Annotated in this window: 14 protein-coding genes and 1 pseudogene; 7 read left to right on the forward strand and 8 right to left on the reverse strand. The window is 67.9% G+C overall.

The annotated features are described in order from the left end of the window. Window positions 1–58 precede the first annotated feature (58 nt). Both AB4Z48_RS33080 and AB4Z48_RS33085 read right to left on the reverse strand, forming a co-directional pair. Window positions 59–766 carry a dienelactone hydrolase family protein gene (locus AB4Z48_RS33080; RefSeq protein ID WP_441621868.1) on the reverse strand — a complete coding sequence of 236 codons (708 nt, stop codon included), beginning with the start codon at window positions 764–766 and terminating at the stop codon, window positions 59–61. 182 nt (window positions 767–948) lie between these two features. After that, window positions 949–1,686 (reverse strand): DNA/RNA non-specific endonuclease, encoded by a 738-nt coding sequence (locus tag AB4Z48_RS33085; RefSeq protein WP_441622003.1) that lies wholly within the window; start codon window positions 1,684–1,686, stop codon window positions 949–951. Window positions 1,687–2,002: 316 nt separating this feature from the next. Between AB4Z48_RS33085 and AB4Z48_RS33090 the strand changes: the two genes are divergently transcribed. Together AB4Z48_RS33090 and AB4Z48_RS33095 are read left to right on the forward strand one after the other, a co-directional pair. Next, a complete protein-coding gene (locus AB4Z48_RS33090; protein WP_441621870.1) occupies window positions 2,003–2,914 on the forward strand; it encodes a LysR family transcriptional regulator in 912 nt (303 codons plus the stop codon). Window positions 2,915–3,041: 127 nt separating this feature from the next. Beyond that, window positions 3,042–3,785 (forward strand): SDR family oxidoreductase, encoded by a 744-nt coding sequence (locus AB4Z48_RS33095; protein WP_441621872.1) that lies wholly within the window; start codon window positions 3,042–3,044, stop codon window positions 3,783–3,785. A gap of 37 nt (window positions 3,786–3,822) precedes the next feature. Here AB4Z48_RS33095 and AB4Z48_RS33100 read toward each other — a convergent pair whose 3' ends face one another. Continuing rightward, window positions 3,823–4,074, reverse strand: coding sequence for a hypothetical protein (locus AB4Z48_RS33100; protein WP_441621874.1), 252 nt, complete (start codon window positions 4,072–4,074; stop codon window positions 3,823–3,825). Window positions 4,075–4,423: 349 nt separating this feature from the next. Between AB4Z48_RS33100 and AB4Z48_RS33105 the strand changes: the two genes are divergently transcribed. Further along, complete coding sequence (locus AB4Z48_RS33105; protein ID WP_441621876.1) at window positions 4,424–4,630, forward strand: dodecin; 207 nt, start codon at window positions 4,424–4,426, stop codon at window positions 4,628–4,630. Here the strand turns inward: AB4Z48_RS33105 and AB4Z48_RS33110 are convergent. Further along, entirely contained in the window at window positions 4,599–5,390 is a 792-nt protein-coding gene (locus tag AB4Z48_RS33110; protein ID WP_441621878.1) for a tetratricopeptide repeat protein, read from the reverse strand. The genes AB4Z48_RS33105 and AB4Z48_RS33110 overlap by 32 nt on opposite strands. Before the next feature lie 101 nt (window positions 5,391–5,491). Continuing rightward, window positions 5,492–7,705: a TonB-dependent receptor gene (locus AB4Z48_RS33115; protein WP_441621880.1), complete on the reverse strand. Its 2,214-nt coding sequence runs from the start codon at window positions 7,703–7,705 to the stop codon at window positions 5,492–5,494. Window positions 7,706–8,256: 551 nt separating this feature from the next. On the opposite strand from AB4Z48_RS33115, the pseudogene AB4Z48_RS33120 reads away from it, so the two are divergent. Next, a pseudogene (locus AB4Z48_RS33120) lies at window positions 8,257–8,460 on the forward strand (sigma-54-dependent Fis family transcriptional regulator); the annotation flags it as partial. 30 nt (window positions 8,461–8,490) lie between these two features. On the opposite strand, the gene AB4Z48_RS33125 reads toward AB4Z48_RS33120, so the two are convergent. Together AB4Z48_RS33125 and AB4Z48_RS33130 are read right to left on the reverse strand one after the other, a co-directional pair. After that, on the reverse strand, window positions 8,491–8,817 hold the full coding sequence (locus tag AB4Z48_RS33125; RefSeq protein ID WP_441621882.1) for a hypothetical protein: 327 nt from the start codon (window positions 8,815–8,817) through the stop codon (window positions 8,491–8,493). Between the two features lie 107 nt (window positions 8,818–8,924). Then, window positions 8,925–9,809, reverse strand: a complete 885-nt coding sequence (locus tag AB4Z48_RS33130) for a helix-turn-helix domain-containing protein (protein ID WP_441621883.1) — start codon at window positions 9,807–9,809, stop codon at window positions 8,925–8,927. A gap of 374 nt (window positions 9,810–10,183) precedes the next feature. Between AB4Z48_RS33130 and AB4Z48_RS33135 the strand changes: the two genes are divergently transcribed. Then, window positions 10,184–11,161 carry a Bug family tripartite tricarboxylate transporter substrate binding protein gene (locus AB4Z48_RS33135; protein ID WP_441621885.1) on the forward strand — a complete coding sequence of 326 codons (978 nt, stop codon included), beginning with the start codon at window positions 10,184–10,186 and terminating at the stop codon, window positions 11,159–11,161. A 94-nt stretch (window positions 11,162–11,255) separates the two neighbouring features. On the opposite strand, the gene AB4Z48_RS33140 is transcribed toward AB4Z48_RS33135, so the two are convergent. Continuing rightward, the gene (locus AB4Z48_RS33140) at window positions 11,256–11,600 is read right to left on the reverse strand and encodes a YgiW/YdeI family stress tolerance OB fold protein (RefSeq protein ID WP_441621887.1); all 345 of its coding nucleotides are present in this window, start codon (window positions 11,598–11,600) and stop codon (window positions 11,256–11,258) included. A 235-nt stretch (window positions 11,601–11,835) separates the two neighbouring features. On the opposite strand from AB4Z48_RS33140, the gene AB4Z48_RS33145 reads away from it, so the two are divergent. Both AB4Z48_RS33145 and AB4Z48_RS33150 read left to right on the forward strand, forming a co-directional pair. Further along, a complete protein-coding gene (locus AB4Z48_RS33145) occupies window positions 11,836–12,981 on the forward strand; it encodes an exonuclease SbcCD subunit D (RefSeq protein ID WP_441621889.1) in 1,146 nt (381 codons plus the stop codon). Further along, window positions 12,978–16,055: an AAA family ATPase gene (locus AB4Z48_RS33150; protein ID WP_441621891.1), complete on the forward strand. Its 3,078-nt coding sequence runs from the start codon at window positions 12,978–12,980 to the stop codon at window positions 16,053–16,055. Before AB4Z48_RS33145 ends, AB4Z48_RS33150 begins: the two co-directional genes overlap by 4 nt. The last annotated feature ends 54 nt before the right edge of the window (window positions 16,056–16,109 follow it).

Raw genomic sequence — 16,109 nt, forward strand, 5'->3', positions numbered from 1 at the left:
GGAGCATCGTGGCGCGGGCATGCAGCCGGCTGGCTGCCGAGGTGCGACGCTGCGCGGCTTACAGCGCGCCGGCCAGGAAGGTCAGTGCGCGGCCATGCGCGAGCACTGCCGAAGGCTGGTGATAGGAGCCGCGCGCCCAGCAGTTGAAGCCGTGGTCGGCCTGCTGGTACACATGGACTTCCGCGCGCGGGTTGCCCGCCACGGCCGCACGCACCTTTTCGACGGCCTCAGCCGGGATGTGCGCGTCGAGCGCGCCGTAGTGGAACTGCACCGGCACCTTGATATTGGCGGCCTCGTGCAGGTTGTTCTGGATGCCGCCGCCATAGTACGGCACGGCTGCGTCGACCAGCCCGCGCGCGGCGCTCAGGTAGGACAGCAGGCCGCCGAAGCAGTAGCCCACCGCGGCAATCTTGCCGCCCGCGCCGATCTGCGCGCGCAGCGCCCCGGCGGTGGCGGCGAGATCCTTGAGCGCCAGCTCCACGTCGACCTTCTGGCGCAGTTCCATGGCGCGCGCCATGTCGTCACCGGAGTAGCCCAGCTCGACGCGCGGCGCCTGGCGCCAGAATACGTCGGGAGCCAGCACCACGTAGCCATCGAGCGCGTACTGGTCCGCCACGGCGCGGATATGTTCATTGACGCCGAAGATCTCCTGCACCAGCACGATCCCGGACGCGTTGGCGGTCTTGCCGGCCGGCGGCAGGGCAAGGTAGGCATCGAAGGCGCCGCCTTCGGTTTCGACGCGGATCCATTGGCTATTGTTCGACATGGGGGCTTGCTCCATCGTTAGTGAGACAGATAACAGAGGTGAGGCCAGGCAAGGCTAGCGTGGCGATGCGGCGGCGCCGTGACAGGCTGGCTGGCCCGCCGGTGCCGCGGCAAACCGCCAGTGTGCCACTTTCGCGGCTTTCAGGTACGCGGCCGGCAAGGCGCGCCGCCATCGGCCCTTCCTCAGTCCGCCAGGCGCACGCCCGGCAGGAACTCGATGCCGGTGCGCCGGACCAGTTCACTGTAGGAAATCGGCTTGCCCGGCCGGGCTTCGTCGGTGTTCTCGATCCAGTGCGCCCACGCGCGGTTGGCCGACGGGTCGTAGACCAGCTTGTAGAGATACTTGGGTACCCAGACGTTGTCGTTGCCGATGGTCTGGACCTTGCCTTCGAAGACGGGGCCGGAGATCACGTACACATCGCCGCTGGCACGCAAGGCGTACTTGCGCGTCGCCTTCTCGATGGAGGCCCACGCCTTGCGATTGTTCTGCGGTGCCTGGGGAACCATGTTGGCGAGCGAGAAACTCTGCGCCATGGCCTGGGCGGTCGGCTGGTCGGCCGCCGGCGAGAGGTGGCCGCGGTCGTAGCCGCTGCCCTTGTAGTCATCGAGTTCGGCGCGTTCGGCGCGCGGCAGGCGCGCGTCGGCGAAGAAGCGGTCGGTCCGTTCCTCGTCCTTCGCGTCGATCAGCTGGCTGCGCGACAGCCGCTCGGCCACGTACAACGGCGTCTTGCTGCGGCCGGAGTGGAGCACGGCGAAGGCGTCGTAGCAAAGTTCGCGCGCCTTGATCTGCGGGTCGCTCTGCACCCTGGGCGCGGCGCTGCGGGCGAAGAACTGGGGGCATTGCGCAAAGCCGGGCGCGCTGGCGCCGGCTGCGCGCGGTGCCGGCGCGGCATCCATGTCCATGCCGCGGGACTTGGCCATGGCGGGCGGCGCGACTGCTGCCGCCACGGCAAGGAACAGGGTCGTCAGCACGGTTGCTGCTGCTTTTGTCGTGATCGTCGCTAGTGTTGTTGCTGTCTTCATTCTTCGTGTCGGGAAACGGGCAGCCCGCGCAAGGCGGCCGCAAGGGCGCAGTGGCAGGCCATGCGGCACCCGGGCTTGCAAGCTGCCCGGGCCGCGGGCGTCGCGCATTCTGCCAGAGTGCCGCGCAGTGCGGCATGGCGCGGTGGCCGGCGCCTTTTATAATCGCGCTTTCGCGTCATCGTCACGCGCACGCATACAAGGCGTCCACACAACCATGCTCAACCGGCTCGAAATGCTGAGGATCTTCTGCGCGGCGGCGGAGTCGGCGTCGTTCAAGGCGGCTGCCGCGCGGCTCGGCACGTCGCCGCAGACCGTGACGCGCGCCATCCAGGATCTCGAAGAGGCGGTCGGCGAGCCACTGTTCCACCGCAACACGCGCCAGATCCGCATCACGGCCGCGGGCGAACGGCTGGCCGAGCGCGCCCGCGCGGCGCTGCTCGACGTGGACAGCCTGTTCGCGCATCCGGCCAGCCGCTCCGACAGCGAGCTCAAGGGCGTCGTGCGCATTACCGCGCCCAGCACGCTGGGCCGCCAGCACCTGCTGGTGGCGCTGCGGGCACTGGCCCTGGCGCATCCCGGCATCACGCTGGACATCCGGCTGTCCGACCAGATTGCCGACGTGGTGGACGACGAGATCGATATCGGCCTGCGCCTGGGCATGTTCCGCGACCAGCGCCTGGTGGCGCGCATGACCACCCGCGTGGCCTTCCATGTGGTGGGCACGCCGGAGCTGATCGCGCGGGTGGGCAAGCCCGCCGGCCTCGCCGACCTGGCGGCGTTGCCTGTCACCGGCCTGATCGACCGCAGCACCGGCCGCGCCTGGCCCTGGTACTTCGCCCAGGGCGAGCAGTTCACGCCGCGCTCGCCGGCCTTCCTCAGCGACGATCCCGAGACCGAGATGGAGGCCATCCTCTCGGGCCTCGCATACGGTCAGCTGCCAGACTACCTCGCCCAGCCTCACCTGCGCTCGGGCCGCCTGGCCAGCGTGCTGGAACGCTACGCGCCGGCGCCATGGGGTTTGTATATCTACCGGTCGCGGCGCAGTCCCGTGCCGATGCGCATCCGGCTGGTATTCGATGCGCTGGTCGCCTATTTCGGCAATATGGCCGCGGCGCATGCGTCCTGAGCGGCCATCTCTGGTATTCCAATTATTGGAATTCTGAAATCAAAACATTTCCATTTTTGTTGATTCATGCGCCAGACATAATGACTTCGTCGGCAGGCACCACGCTTGCATTCCACGGAGCAAGAGCATGAGCAAGGGTATCGAAGGAAAAGTCGTCGTCATCACCGGCGCAAGCAGCGGACTGGGTGAGGCAACCGCGCGCCACCTGGCCGGGGCAGGTGCCTCCCTGGTGCTGGCGGCGCGCCGCGGCGACCGCCTGGAAGCGCTGGCAGCGGAGATTCGCGCCAAGGGTGGGCGCGCGGAGACCGCCGTGGTGGACGTCAGCCGCCGCGCGGACGTGCAGGCGCTGGTGGAGAAAGCCGTGGCCGCCTTCGGCCGCGTCGACGTGATGGTCAACAATGCCGGCCTGATGGCGATCGCCCCGATGAGCGAGGGCAAGGTCGACGAGTGGGACCGCATGATCGACATCAATATCAAGGGCGTGCTGTACGGTATTGCCGCGGCGCTGCCGGTCTTCCAGAAGCAGGGCGCGGGGCATTTCATCAACATCGCCTCGGTTGCCGGCGTGAAGGTCTTCAGCCCGGGCGGCACTGTCTATAGCGGCACCAAGTTCGCGGTGCGCGCCATTTCCGAAGGGCTGCGCCACGAGGTGGGCGGCACAATCCGCACCACCGTGATCTCGCCGGGCGCGGTCGACTCCGAACTCAAGCTCGGCAGCAGCCACGCGCAGAGCACGCAGGCGGTCAATGAGTTCTACCAGCAGGCGATTCCGGCGGATTCGGTGGCGCGCGCGATTGCATACGCCATCGAGCAGCCGGCGGACGTGGATATCAACGAGATCGTGCTGCGCCCGGCGGTACAGGAATTCTGAGCCGGTGACCGGGCGGCGTGACAGCGCGGCTGCCGTGTCAGGCGGCGCGCGGTGTCTTGCGGGTTCGCATGCCCGAAGGGCGGACCTGCTGCAGCGTGCGCAGGCTCTGGATGGCGTCTTCGATGGCTTCGATGCCTTGCGTGAGGCGGTCGCGCGCAAGGCCCAGCGCGGTCTGCGTCTCGGCATCGAAAATGGCCAGGTGATCGAGGGAGTCGACTTCAGCCTGCAGTTGTCCGACCAGCCGTCTTAGCTGGGCGGTGCTGTGTGAAGCGGTGGAGCGTATTGCCATTGCGGTCTCCGAAAAGGCAGGGCGCACATTCGTAAGGTAGAACGTATGTGGCGGAAAGGACAAACACTTTCGCCGCCCCATTCATCTGATTCACGCGCCCTGCAACAGTTCGCGTCGACTATGCACGAACGCGCGCGCCGTCGCCATGCCGCAGGTCATAGTGGCATGAACCTTGCCGCCCGGATTCTCGTATGCCGCAAGCGGCGCAAGCCGCCGGCCCACCGCGCATGCTCCTCTCGCTTGGGCTTTGCCGTGCCCGCTGCCTATGATGAAGAGGCGTATCTGGCGCGCCGGGAAGCCCCCCGGGCGCCGGTATAACTTGCGGCCAACGAACGCCAAGGAGACGGACATGTCAAGCCACACTTACAAGCTGGTCGAGATCGTGGGCTCCTCGCCGGACAGTTGCGATGCGGCGATCCGCAGCGCCATCGAAAAGGCCAGCGAGACCATCCAGCATATCGACTGGTTCGAAGTGGTAGAGACACGCGGCCATATCGCCGATGGCAAGGTGGCGCACTTCCAGGTCACGCTGAAGATTGGTTTCCGCGTGAGCTGAGTGCCCGCGCGGCGGCGTCCGCATGGCCGAACAGCCGGTTGAGGGCGGCATCGGGCGCGTCGCGCAGGAACGCGAGCATCTTCTCGATAAAGGGGGCATTGGCGGTCCGCGGTACCTCGCGTACCCAGCGGATGGCTTCGCCATCCTTGCCGCACAGGGCGAGCGCGCGCGCGTAGTTGAACTGTCCGCGGAAGTCGCCGGCTACGGCCGCGCGGCGATAGTAATCCATCGCCATGGCCGCGTCGCGTTCGACTTCCCAGCCGTCTTCGTAGAAGCCGCCCACGATATTGAGCGACTTGGCGTGTCCCATGCCGGCGGCGCGCTCGTACCACGCCAGCGCGTCGGTGCGGCTGGCGGCGATGCCGCGGCCGAGCACGAGCGCGGTGGCCAGGTTGTACATGCCCCATTCGGAGCCGCGTTGCGCCGCCAGCGTGTACCACTGCGCGGCCGCGTGATCGTCCTGCGTGGTGCCCCAGCCGTTTTCGTAGCAGCGCCCCGCCAGGTTGGCGGCGCCCGCGTGTCCGGCATGGGCCGCGTACTTGAACCAGGCGAAGGCGCGGGCCTCGTCGCGCGGCACGCCGTGGCCGGCGAGAAACCACTGGCCCAGGATCATCTGGGCGTCGAGGTTGCCTTGCACCGCCGCGCCGCCCAGCCAGGGCAGCGCCAGGTGCGCGGGCTCGCGCAGTTTGCCGGCCAGCCCGGCAGCGCCGAGCTGGTCCAGTTCGCCGGGGGAGGCGATGCGAAAGGGCAGTGTGTCCATGCGAAGAGTGAAAGGAAAAACGGCACACCGCGCCGCGAGGGGCGATGTGCCGTGTCAGGCCGGTGCCGGTTCGCCGGCCGCGGCCGCGGGCCAGCGCGGACTCAGTAGCGCACGTTGAGGTTCACGATTGCCGCGCGCCCCGGCGCGATGGACGCGTAGTGGCTGGCGTAGGCCTGGTTGTAGTAGACCTTGTTGGTCAGGTTCAGCAGGTTGAGCTGCAGGCCCACGTTCTTGTTGATGCGGTACGCGGCCATGGCGTCGAAGCGCCAGTACGAGGGCACCCACTTGTTGGTGGCTTCGCTGCCCCAGATCTTTGACACGTAGTACGCGCCGCCGCCCACCGTGAGCTTGGGCATGGCCTGGTAGGTGGTCCATGCGCTGAAGCTGTCCGCCGGGGTGTTGGGGAAGGACTGGCCGTCGGTGGCACCGAAGGCAATCCCGGAGCCGCCGTTCTTGCGCAGCTCGCTCTTCAGGTGGGTATAGCCGCCGAACACCGCCCACTTGTCGGTGACATTGCCGGCGAAGCCGAGCTCGACCCCGTCCACGCGCTTGTTGCCGGCCATGACCGCGGTGCCATCCTGCTGGACGATGCGGGCATTGGTGGTCTCCACGCGGAAGATGGCCGCGGTCAGTTGCAGGCGCTTGTTCAGCACGTCCCACTTGGTGCCGAGTTCGACGGCACGGTTCTTTTCAGGGGCGAGCTGGTCGCCGCGATTGCCGGCGCGGTCCGGCGCCAGCGCATTGCCGTCGCTGCCCTGGGACAGGAAGGAGCCGGCCGGCGTGGACGAGGTACCGTAGGAAATGTAGATGCTGCCGTTTTCCACCGGCTTGAACACCAGCCCGAACTGGTAGTTGAACAGGTTATCGTTGCGCGAGTATTCGGCGCGCGTGCCGTTGGCTGCGCGGGCGGCCTGGAAGTTGGCGGTGTAATGATCGAAGCGCACGCCGCCGTTGAACAGCCATTGCTTGCTCAGCTCGATCGAGTCGAAGGCGTAGACCGAACTGGTGGTGGTCTTGGAGTTGGTCGGGTTGTTCGCGCGCGTGATCGAACCAGCCCACGGATCGTTCGGGTTCGGGTTGAACAGCGTGGTGCAGTTGTAGCCGCCGGCGGCGCCGGGACCGCTGGGGCAGCGGTTGCTGCCGGTGGCCACGGTATAGCTGTCGTTCTCGCTCTTTTCCTGCCCGAACTCCACGCCGAACGCGTACTTGTGCTTGACGGTGCCGGTGGCGAATTCGCCGGACAGGTCGGTCTGGTTGGCGATGGTCTTCGCGGTAGCGACGCGCGTGTTGACGCGGCGCCAGACCATGTCGTAGTAGATGTTGCCCTGGCTGTCGTCAGGCTGCGTCCAGATATAGTCCTGCGTGGTGCGCGCAAACCGGGTCTGGTTGCGGAATTTCAGCGCCGGGCTGAAATCGTGCTCGAAGCGCACCGTGCCCATGTCGGCCTTGTCCTTGCGGAAATCGCGGTCCAGCAGGCCGTAGTACGTATTGCGCGGCACGTTCACGGGCGAGCCGTCGCCGGCCAGGCGCGTGCGCGGGCGGCCATCGGTGCGGGCGTTGAACGTGGGGTTGTTGTAAGGGATGCCGGTGTCGGGGATGTCGTCGGACTGCATGTGGTAGTACGACAGCGTCAGACGCGTGTCGGTACCCAGCCCGAACGCGACCGAGGGCGCGAAGCCCCAGCGGTTGGCGTGCGTGGCGTCGCGGCCGGGCACGTCGGCATCGTGGTACATCGCGTTCAGGCGGAACGCCGCGTGGTCGGCAAACTTCCAGTTGCCGTCGACGGTGCCGCGCTTGTAGTCGGCGTTGCCGAGGCTGACGTTGCCTTCGGCGAAGCTGGTCAGCTTGGGCGCCTTGCTGACGATATTGATGCTGCCGCCCGCGGAGCCGCGGCCGTCGTAGGCGCCGGCCGGGCCCTTGGTGACTTCCACCGACTCCACATTGAATAGCTCGCGGCTTTGCGAACCGATATCGCGGAAGCCATCGAGGAAGGTGCTTGCCTGTGCGTCGTAGCCGCGGATGAACGGGCGGTCACCCACCGGGTTGCCGCCTTCGCCGGCACCGAATGCAATGCCGGGTACGGTGCGCAGCACTTCGCTCAGGCTGGTCGAAGCGGTGCTCTGGATCACTTCCTGGGGGATGACGGTGATCGACTTCGGGGTATCGAGCAGAGCCGCGGGCGTCTTGATCGAGGAAGCCGTGTCTGCCTTGAAGCCGCTGTCGGCGGCACCACTCACCGTCACTTGCGGCAATTCCACGTGCGACGCGGTATTGCCCGTGGTCTGCGCCGCCACCGGAGCGGCTGCGACCGCCATGCCGACCGCGCCGGAAAGGCGGGGGATGGCGTTAGATCTCTTGCTTTTATCGATGGCGACAACAGTCTGCACGATTACCTCTGTTTTATTGAATCGTAGTACGAATGAGAGTAATTATCATTTGATGTTATATGTCCGTCAAGACATACATCCGAACTATGTGTAGCGAAAACGTTACATTTATCGGGTGAGTTACGCGGTGGGGCCTGGCATCAGGTGCGTCGCAGGCAAGGGGGATGCGCCCGCCGAATGGAGCTGGCGGGAGGGAGACGAGGCGCGCAGACGGGCGGATGGCAGCCCGGACTGGGCGACCGGCATGACGCCGGTCGAGGGGATGAATGGAGCAGGCGCCTGGGTTGGCCCGTCATTCGGTCAGTCGAAACGAACGCAGCGCCTTGCATGGTTTCGTGGTTCCACTGAAAGCAGATGCGATCCATTGTCACCTGCACCACAACCATCAAATCGTAGGATTTCGCTGCAAAGCGCTGCGGAAACTTCTGTCTTTCGATATTTACTCGAACTGATACGAGTCAGTGCGTTCGGGCCCCGACCTGCGCCCGGGCGCCTTCGACGGCAACGAGCGCAATGCCGGCTGGCGCGGCGAGACCGGGGAGCACCGCCGTATCGTGGCCGCGCAGGTTGGCAACAGCTGGCGTCGCCAGGATACGGCCGCCAGCCTCGGCATCAGCCGCAAGGTACGGTGGGAGACGATGCGCAAGTTCCGGATCGCGGACAACGAGACCGGGCCCGCCTGAGCCCGATCTCCCCGCAAGGCAGGCCGCGCCTCAGAACGTCTTCTTGCCGCGCTGGTAGGTGCTGACGACGCGGTTCAATTCGGCCACCTGCGCGGCGACATCGCCGTGCAGCGCGCGCGCGATGCCTTGCATATAGCCGAGCAGCTCCTGCTTGGCCGCTTCGGCGAACTCCATGGTGACGGCCTGGTCCTCGTACAGCAGCACGTAGGAGCGGGCGAAGCCGTACAGCAGGAAGTAGGCCGCGGCGTGGGCGGGATCGGTATCGATAAGGTCGCGGGTGGCGTTCTTGACCGCCACGAAGGCGTCGGTGCCGGGGAGCGAATCCTGGAATTGCTGGAGCGTGGTTTCAAGCGTCATGGCGCAATGCGGTGAGTGAAGGCTGGATCGGTTGAACAAAGACTACGCGAAGAGAGCGTCTGTGAAAGTCTGTGAAAGAGAGTCCGCAGGATTCCGTGGAGGCCGGGCTATACGCTGTTGAGCATGCGCCGCAGCAGCGCGGCGCCGTCGCTGCCCTTGTAGGCCCGTTGCCACAGATCGTTGACCATGGCCGTGTAGAGCCGCACGGCCTCGGGCGCGGCGGTGACCGTGGCGATGCCGGTCGACACATTGGGAAACTCGCCGAAGCGGAAGGGACTGGTCGCCACATACGCCCGGCCCGGCCGCTCGAAGACCTGGAACGTCACGTTGGGCATGCTGCCGTCGACGATGCCGATCTGCAGGCCGATCGGCTGCGCGTCGAGCAGTGCGATGACCCGCTCGATCTCGCGCCGCGCCGCCAGCGAGCGTTCCATGCGCACCGCGGGCGGCAGGTCCAGGCGCCCCACCAGTCCGAAATGCACGAAGCGCTCCAGCGAGCGCAGGTCGATCAGGCTGGTGATGGGCGGCACGCTGCGCGCGAACGATTGCTTGCGCTCTTCGAGCAGCGCCAGCAGCGCATCGATGGTGGGTTGCGGCGCCGGCTGCGGGCTCTCCGCCAGCATCTGCCGCAGATGACCGGCGTAGTCCGGCGAGGTCAGCAGGTAGGAGATCGGCTCGAAATGCGCCAGGATGCGGGTGGCGCCGTGCTCGAGCTGGCGCATCCGTTCGATATATGCGACCGCCGAGTGGTAGTACTCGGACTCCACGCCGAGCATCGATGCCAGCGACGTGCCCAGCAACTGGGCCAGCCGCCCGAGCGTCTCGATCTTGACGATGTCGCCCTTTTCCATGCGGTAGATGGCGGCGCGCGAGACCCCGAGCTGTTCGGCAATGGCCTCGGCTCGCATGCCCGCGCCCAGGCGATAGGCGCGCAGGCGGTTGCCGATTTCCACGAAATCGACGGGCATCCCGGCAGCGAGCGGAGCATCCATCCTGAAAATCTCAAAAAGAAGACATGGCCTATCCTAGCATGCAAGATCCCGGGATGGCGAGTGCTGGCAGGCAGTGCATGCCACACCGCAGGCGGCATCGAGGCCGCCCGACGCCGTTTCTTTCCCGCGCGTCGCGCGCATGGCGGGTGCAAAGGCTTTGCGCTTCCTTCGCGGCTCTTGCACAAATCTGGTGCGGAAGATGACCGGATGGGTCCAGTTTGGTCTCGTAAACGATACTTGGCTAGATTTTTGGATGGCATGTATATTGCGGCCCGCACCAGGGCGTGGCGATCATCGGGCTGCTCGTTGATCTCCCCCCGCATTACGCAAGATATATAGCAAGCGCGCCCTCACAGGCGCAGGAAAGGAATCCGATGAACAAGTCCCTCGCCGCGGTGCTGTCCGCCGCCGTCTCGCTGTCCTTCGCCGTCGCCGCCGCGCCTGTCGCCGCGGCCGGGTATCCCGACCGGCCCATCACCATCATCGTGCCCTACGCGGCCGGCGGCAGCAACGATCTGGTGGCGCGCGTCCTGGGCCAGCGCCTCGGGCAGGATCTCGGCGTCTCCGTGGTGGTGGACAACGCGCCCGGCGCCAGCGGAACCATCGGCGCGATCAAGACCATCAACGGGTCGGCCGACGGCTATACGCTGCTGCTGGGCTCCAACAGCGAAATCTCGATCGCCAGGCTGACCAACCCGAAGATCCGATATGACGGCCAGCGCGACCTGACACCGCTGCGCATGGTGGGCTCGCAGCCCATGGTGCTGGTATCCGGCGCGCAGTCCGGCATCCACGGCGTGGACGGCTTCCTGGCACTGGCCAAGAGCAAGAAGCCGGTGAACTACGGCACCTCGGGCATCGGTACGCCCTTGCACCTGTCGGGCGAACTGATCCGCGCCGCCAGCAAGGTCAATATGACCCACGTGCCGTACAAGGGTGGCGCGCCCGCCATCGCCGACCTGATGGCCAACCAGATCGAGCTGGGCGTGCTGGTGCTGTCCACCGCGCTGCCCCAGATCAAGTCCGGCAAGCTGGAGGCCATCGGCGTGACCTCCGCCACGCGCTCGCATGCGGCGCCCAATATCCCGGCGCTGGCGGAGAACAAGGCCATGGCCAGCGTCGACATGCGTCTGTGGTTCGGGCTGTTCGCGCCGGCCAGCACGCCGAAGGCCGTGACCGACAAGCTGTCTGACGCGCTGGCGCGTGCCATCAACGCGCCCGAGGTGAAGAACAAGCTGTCCGAGGCAGGCGTCGATATCGACGCCAAGGATGCCACGGCGTTCCGCGCCTTCATTGCCAGGGAGACCGAGGCGTACCGCAAGATCGTCAGCGAAGCCAATATCCAGGAATAACGCCCGGCACCTTTGCCGGCAGCAACGCCCTGAAGACAAGAAGCCCGACGCGAGCGCGCCGGGCTTCTTGTCTTTCAGCAGCAGCCCTGCCGGGTCAGAGCAGGCGGATCTGCTTGACCTTGAACTTGGGCTCGCCCACCCAGTCCTTGTCGTATTCACCGGTCAGCTCCACCTTGGTGGCCGCGCCGACAGGCTGCCCGGCCGGCCACAGCTTGTGCTTGATCTTGACCCGCATCCGCCCGGTGCCGTCATCGAAGCTGTAGAGTTCGTCGCCGATGCTGCTGACGATCTGCCCGGTGAGGACCGCCGGCTGGTCGTCCTTGCCTTGTGCCTGCAGGCTCTTGACGGTGGCGCCAGGCACGGTCGACGGCCCGGTGTATTGCGCTTGCGCGGCCATGGCTGCGGCCGTGAGTGCGGCTGCGATCAGAATGCGTTTCATCTTGTTCTCCTGGTTTTGCATGGCCGGGCATGGGATTGGCCCGGCGTGCCGTGGGCTGGCGCCCTTGCACCAGCATTTGTGCATTGTGCTGAGCACGCGCTGAACCGGAGCTGAACGCCGCGCCGGGCGTTTATCATGTCGCCTGCCGCGGCCGGCCAATACGGGCACGCGTTTCGCACAAGGCTCGCCAAGAGCTCATGAAGGGCCCAGGAAGGGCCCGCACAGGGATTCCATATTGCGTTTTCTTCACACTGCCGACTGGCATCTCGGGCGCGTCTTCCATGCGCGCAGCCTGCTTGAAGACCAGGCCTGGGTGCTCGATCAGTTCGTGGCGCTGGTCCGCGAGCGCAAGCCCGATGCGGTGCTGATCGCCGGCGACGTCTATGACCGCGCGGTGCCGCCGCCCGAGGCGGTTGCGCTGCTGGACGACGTGCTGGCGCGCATCGTGGTGGACGCGGGCGTGCCGGTGGTGATGATCGCCGGCAATCACGACAGCGCGCAGCGGCTCGGTTTCGGCGCGCGGCTGCTGACCGCGCAGGGCCTGCACGTGGCGGGCCGTACCGAGCGCGACGCCGCCTGCGTGACCTTGTCCGACGCGCATGGCGAAGTGCGCATCTATGCCTTGCCCTATGCCGAGCCCGCCACGGTGCGCGATACCTTCGGCGTGGAAATGCCGGGTCACGAAGCGGCCATCTCCGCCCGCCTCGATGCGATCCGCGCCACGCATCCGGCCCATGCGCGGTCGGTGGTGGTGGCGCATGCCTTCGTGATCGGCGGCGAGGCCAGCGAATCCGAGCGGCCCCTCTCGGTGGGCGGCAGCGGCGCCATTGCCGCGGGCGTGTTCGACGGCTTCGACCTGGTGGCGCTGGGGCATCTGCACCGGCCGCAGACGCTGGGCGAACGCATCCACTATTCCGGCTCGCTGCTGAAGTATTCGCTGTCGGAGGCCGCGCATGCGAAATCGGTCTCCATGATCGAGCTGGGTGCCGACGGTGCCGTCGCCATCGAGACCATCGCCCTGGCGCCCCGGCGCGAGCTGCGCATTCTCGAAGGCGAGCTGGCCGCGCTCGTTGCGCAGGGCGCGGCCGATCCGCGGCGCGACGACTATATCCATGCGGTGCTGACAGATGCGGGCGCCTTGCTCGATCCAATGGCACGCCTGCGCCAGGCCTATCCCAATGCGCTTGCGATCGAGCGCGCGGTGCTGTCGCGCTCCGGCGAGGCAAGCGCCGCGGGCCGGCGCTTGCGCCAGCTCGACACCGGCGAGCTGTTCGCCAGTTTCTTCCGGGAGGTCGCCGACGAAGAACTCGACGAGGGCAAGCGCCATGCGCTCACGCAGGTGCTGGAGGGCATTGCCGCCGCCGACCGGGAGTCCGCATGAGACCGCTGCACCTGAAGCTGCAGGCGTTCGGTCCGTTCGCCGCCTGCGAGGAGATCGATTTCAGCCGGCTCGGCGAGCAGGCGTTCTTCCTGATCCACGGTCCCACCGGCGCCGGCAAGACCACCTTGCTCGACGCCATCTGCTTTGCGCTCTATGGAGATACCTCGGGCGGCGAGCGCAGTGCGCAGGACATGCGCAGCGCCAACGCCGAGGCGGGCCTGCGTACCGAGGTGACCTTCGAGTTCAGCCTGGGCGCGCAGCGCTACCGGGTCACGCGCTCGCCCGCGCAGGACCGCCCCAAGCTGCGCGGCGACGGCATCGTGAAGGAAACCCCCAAGGCCCAGCTCGACAGCATGGACGAGGCCGGCTGGACCAGCAAGGCCAGCCAGCCGAACCGCGTGGACGAGTTCGTGCGCAACCTGCTTGGCTTCGACAGTAGTCAGTTCCGCCAGGTCATCGTGCTGCCGCAGGGGCGTTTCCGCGAGCTGCTGACGGCGGACTCCAAGAGCCGCCAGGCGATCCTCGAGCGCCTGTTCCGCACCGAGCTATACCGCCGCGTGGAGGAACTGCTCAAGGCCCAGGCCGCGGGCATACGCCAGCAGGCGGAACGGCTGCGTATCGAGCAGTCCGCCTTGCTGCAACAATATCAGCTCGATTCCGTGGCGGCGCTGCGCGAGCAGGTGGCGGCGTTGCAGGCGCAACTCGATGAACTCGTTCAACGCGAGGGCGTCGCGCGCGTCGCCCTCGAGCATGCCAGGCTGGCGACCCAGCAGGGCGAACAGGCTGATGCACGCCTGCGCGAGCAACGCGAAGCCGAGGCGGCCCACGCGGTGCTCGCGGCACGGCAGGCAGAGGTGGCGGAACAGCGCGAACGCCTGCGCGCGGCACGCAGGGCCGCGCAGGTGCGGCCCCTCGAGCAGCATCTCGCGCAGGCTGCGCAGGAGCACCGGCAGGCACAGCTGGCCCTGGCAAGCGCCGGCGAGCACGCCAGCGCTTGCGCCGCCGTTTCCACGCGCGCGGCCGCCGCGCTCGCCGTGCAGACCGCGCGCATCGGCGAGCGCCAGCAGATGCAGAAGCAGGTGGCGGAGCTGGAGGCCATGCTGCCACAGGCGCAACGCCTGGGCGCATTGCAGGCCGCACTGCAGCGCGCCGCTGCCGGGCAGGCACGCGCGGCAGCGGCGCACGCGGATGCCGCGCGTGAGCAGGAACAGGCTGCCCTTGCGATGCGCCAGGCCGAAGCCGGCCTGGCCCAGGCCGAGGCCGGCGCGCAGGGCCTGGAGACGATCCTGCTCAAGCAGGCGGAACTGGGCCGGCAGGGCACCACGCTGGACAAATACGCCACCGCCCTGGCGCAGGCGGCACAGGCCCGGCGCCAGGCCGAGGCCGCACAGCACGCGGCGCAGCAAGCCGCCGCGCGGCAGTCGGCCGCGGCCCTGCTTTTGCGCGAGACCGAGCAGGCTTGGCGGGCCGGGCAGGCGGCCCGGCTGGCGGCCAGCCTGCGCGCCGGTGAGGCATGCCCGGTCTGCGGCAGTGCCGCCCATCCGCAACGCGCCCTGCAGTTCGATGCACCGGTGGCGGACGAGGTCCTGGACCAGGCGCGCGAAGACGCGCGGCTGGCGGACCAGGCCGCGCACGCAGCGTCCGCCGCTGTGCAGGGCGCGCTGGCGGCACTGACGCTGCGCCAGGATCAGCTGGAAGAATCGCGCGCGGCCGTCGACGCCCCCGGCATGCCGGCCAACGCGGCAGCGGATGCCGATGCCGCCAGGCACGCGCTTGCCGAGGCCGGCAAGGCGCTGCGCGCGCAGCAGCAAGCCGCGCAGGCCGCCGCGGCGCAGCGCCAGGCACTGGCCGCGGAACTTGAGCGCCAGCGTGGCGCGCTGGCCGCGGCCGAAGCCGCCATTCGCGCCGCCGATGCCGCCGCGCAGGATGCGGCGCAAGGCCACGCCAGGCTGCAGGGCGAGTGGCAGGCAGCCAGCGAACAGGTACCGCCGGAGCGGCGCGAGCCGGAACAGCTCGCGCGCGCGCTGGAGCAGGCACGACACGAACTGGCCGCATGCGATGCCGCGCTGGCGGCCGCCCAGGCTGCCGACAAGCAGGCCGGCGCCGGTCTCGCCGCGGCGCAGGCGGCGCAGGCGGCCGCGCAGGCCAGCATGGCCGGCAGCGCGCTGCGCGAGCAACAGGCCGACGCGGCATTCGCGGGCGCGCTGGCCCAGGCCGGCTTTGCCACGCCGCAGGCTTATGCCGAAGCGTGCATGCCGGAGGCGGAGTCCGTGCAGCTCGAAGCCCGCGTCCAGCGTTTCGACCTCGACCTGGCCGCGGCCACGGATCGCCGCGAGCGCGCTGCCGCCGCCGCGCGCGACCTGGCGGCACCCGATCTCGACACCCTGCGCCGGGTGCAAGCCGAGGCCACCAGCGCGCTGGAAGCGCTGGTGCGCCAGCAGGCCGACCTGCACCGTGGCCGCGAGAACCTGCTGCAATGCCAGCGGCGCCTGGACCGGCTGGCCAGCGACGGGGCGGACATCGAGCGCAGCTACGCGGTATTGGGGCGCCTGGCCGAAGTGGCCAACGGCAACAACCCGCGCCGCATCACTTTCCAGCGCTTCGTGCTGGCTACCCTGCTCGACGAGGTGCTGGAGGCAGCCTCGCTGCGGCTCATGCGCATGAGCCGCAGCCGCTATGAACTACAGCGCGTGCGCGAGCAGGGCGACCTGCGCGCGGCGGGCGGGTTGGACCTGGAGGTGTTCGACCACAACACCGGGATGGCGCGTCCGGCCAATACCCTGTCGGGTGGCGAGGGCTTCCTGGCCTCGCTCTCGCTGGCGCTGGGCCTGGCCGACGTGGTGCAGTCGCGCTCGGGCGGCATCCAGCTCGATACGCTGTTCGTGGACGAAGGCTTTGGTACGCTCGACCCGGAGAGCCTGGATTTCGCCATCCATACCTTGATCGACCTGCAGCAGGCCGGCCGGCTGGTGGGCATCATTTCCCATGTGGCGGAGTTGCGCGAACGCATCGATGTGCGGCTGGAGATCCGGCCCGGCGCCTCCGGCAGCCGGGCGGAACTGCAACTGCCCTGAGCGGCCCGGGGGCGACGGGAAAGGCGTAAGCTGCGAAGGCCGCCCGGCGCCACC

Origin of the sequence: Cupriavidus sp. 2TAF22 (assembly GCF_052115045.1) — a bacterium.
GTDB lineage: Bacteria > Pseudomonadota > Gammaproteobacteria > Burkholderiales > Burkholderiaceae > Cupriavidus.

Excerpts from the sequence above, each read along its gene's own strand:
- AB4Z48_RS33080 (WP_441621868.1), bottom strand. The coding sequence starts at position 766 with ATGTCGAACAATAGCCAATGGATCCGCGTCGAAACCGAAGGCGGCGCC.
- AB4Z48_RS33085 (WP_441622003.1), bottom strand. The coding sequence starts at position 1,686 with ATGGCCAAGTCCCGCGGCATGGACATGGATGCCGCGCCGGCACCGCGC.
- AB4Z48_RS33090 (WP_441621870.1), top strand. The coding sequence starts at position 2,003 with ATGCTCAACCGGCTCGAAATGCTGAGGATCTTCTGCGCGGCGGCGGAG.
- AB4Z48_RS33095 (WP_441621872.1), top strand. The coding sequence starts at position 3,042 with ATGAGCAAGGGTATCGAAGGAAAAGTCGTCGTCATCACCGGCGCAAGC.
- AB4Z48_RS33100 (WP_441621874.1), bottom strand. The coding sequence starts at position 4,074 with ATGGCAATACGCTCCACCGCTTCACACAGCACCGCCCAGCTAAGACGG.
- AB4Z48_RS33105 (WP_441621876.1), top strand. The coding sequence starts at position 4,424 with ATGTCAAGCCACACTTACAAGCTGGTCGAGATCGTGGGCTCCTCGCCG.
- AB4Z48_RS33110 (WP_441621878.1), bottom strand. The coding sequence starts at position 5,390 with ATGGACACACTGCCCTTTCGCATCGCCTCCCCCGGCGAACTGGACCAG.
- AB4Z48_RS33115 (WP_441621880.1), bottom strand. The coding sequence starts at position 7,705 with ATGGCGGTCGCAGCCGCTCCGGTGGCGGCGCAGACCACGGGCAATACC.
- AB4Z48_RS33125 (WP_441621882.1), bottom strand. The coding sequence starts at position 8,817 with ATGACGCTTGAAACCACGCTCCAGCAATTCCAGGATTCGCTCCCCGGC.
- AB4Z48_RS33130 (WP_441621883.1), bottom strand. The coding sequence starts at position 9,809 with ATGGATGCTCCGCTCGCTGCCGGGATGCCCGTCGATTTCGTGGAAATC.
- AB4Z48_RS33135 (WP_441621885.1), top strand. The coding sequence starts at position 10,184 with ATGAACAAGTCCCTCGCCGCGGTGCTGTCCGCCGCCGTCTCGCTGTCC.
- AB4Z48_RS33140 (WP_441621887.1), bottom strand. The coding sequence starts at position 11,600 with ATGAAACGCATTCTGATCGCAGCCGCACTCACGGCCGCAGCCATGGCC.
- AB4Z48_RS33150 (WP_441621891.1), top strand. The coding sequence starts at position 12,978 with ATGAGACCGCTGCACCTGAAGCTGCAGGCGTTCGGTCCGTTCGCCGCC.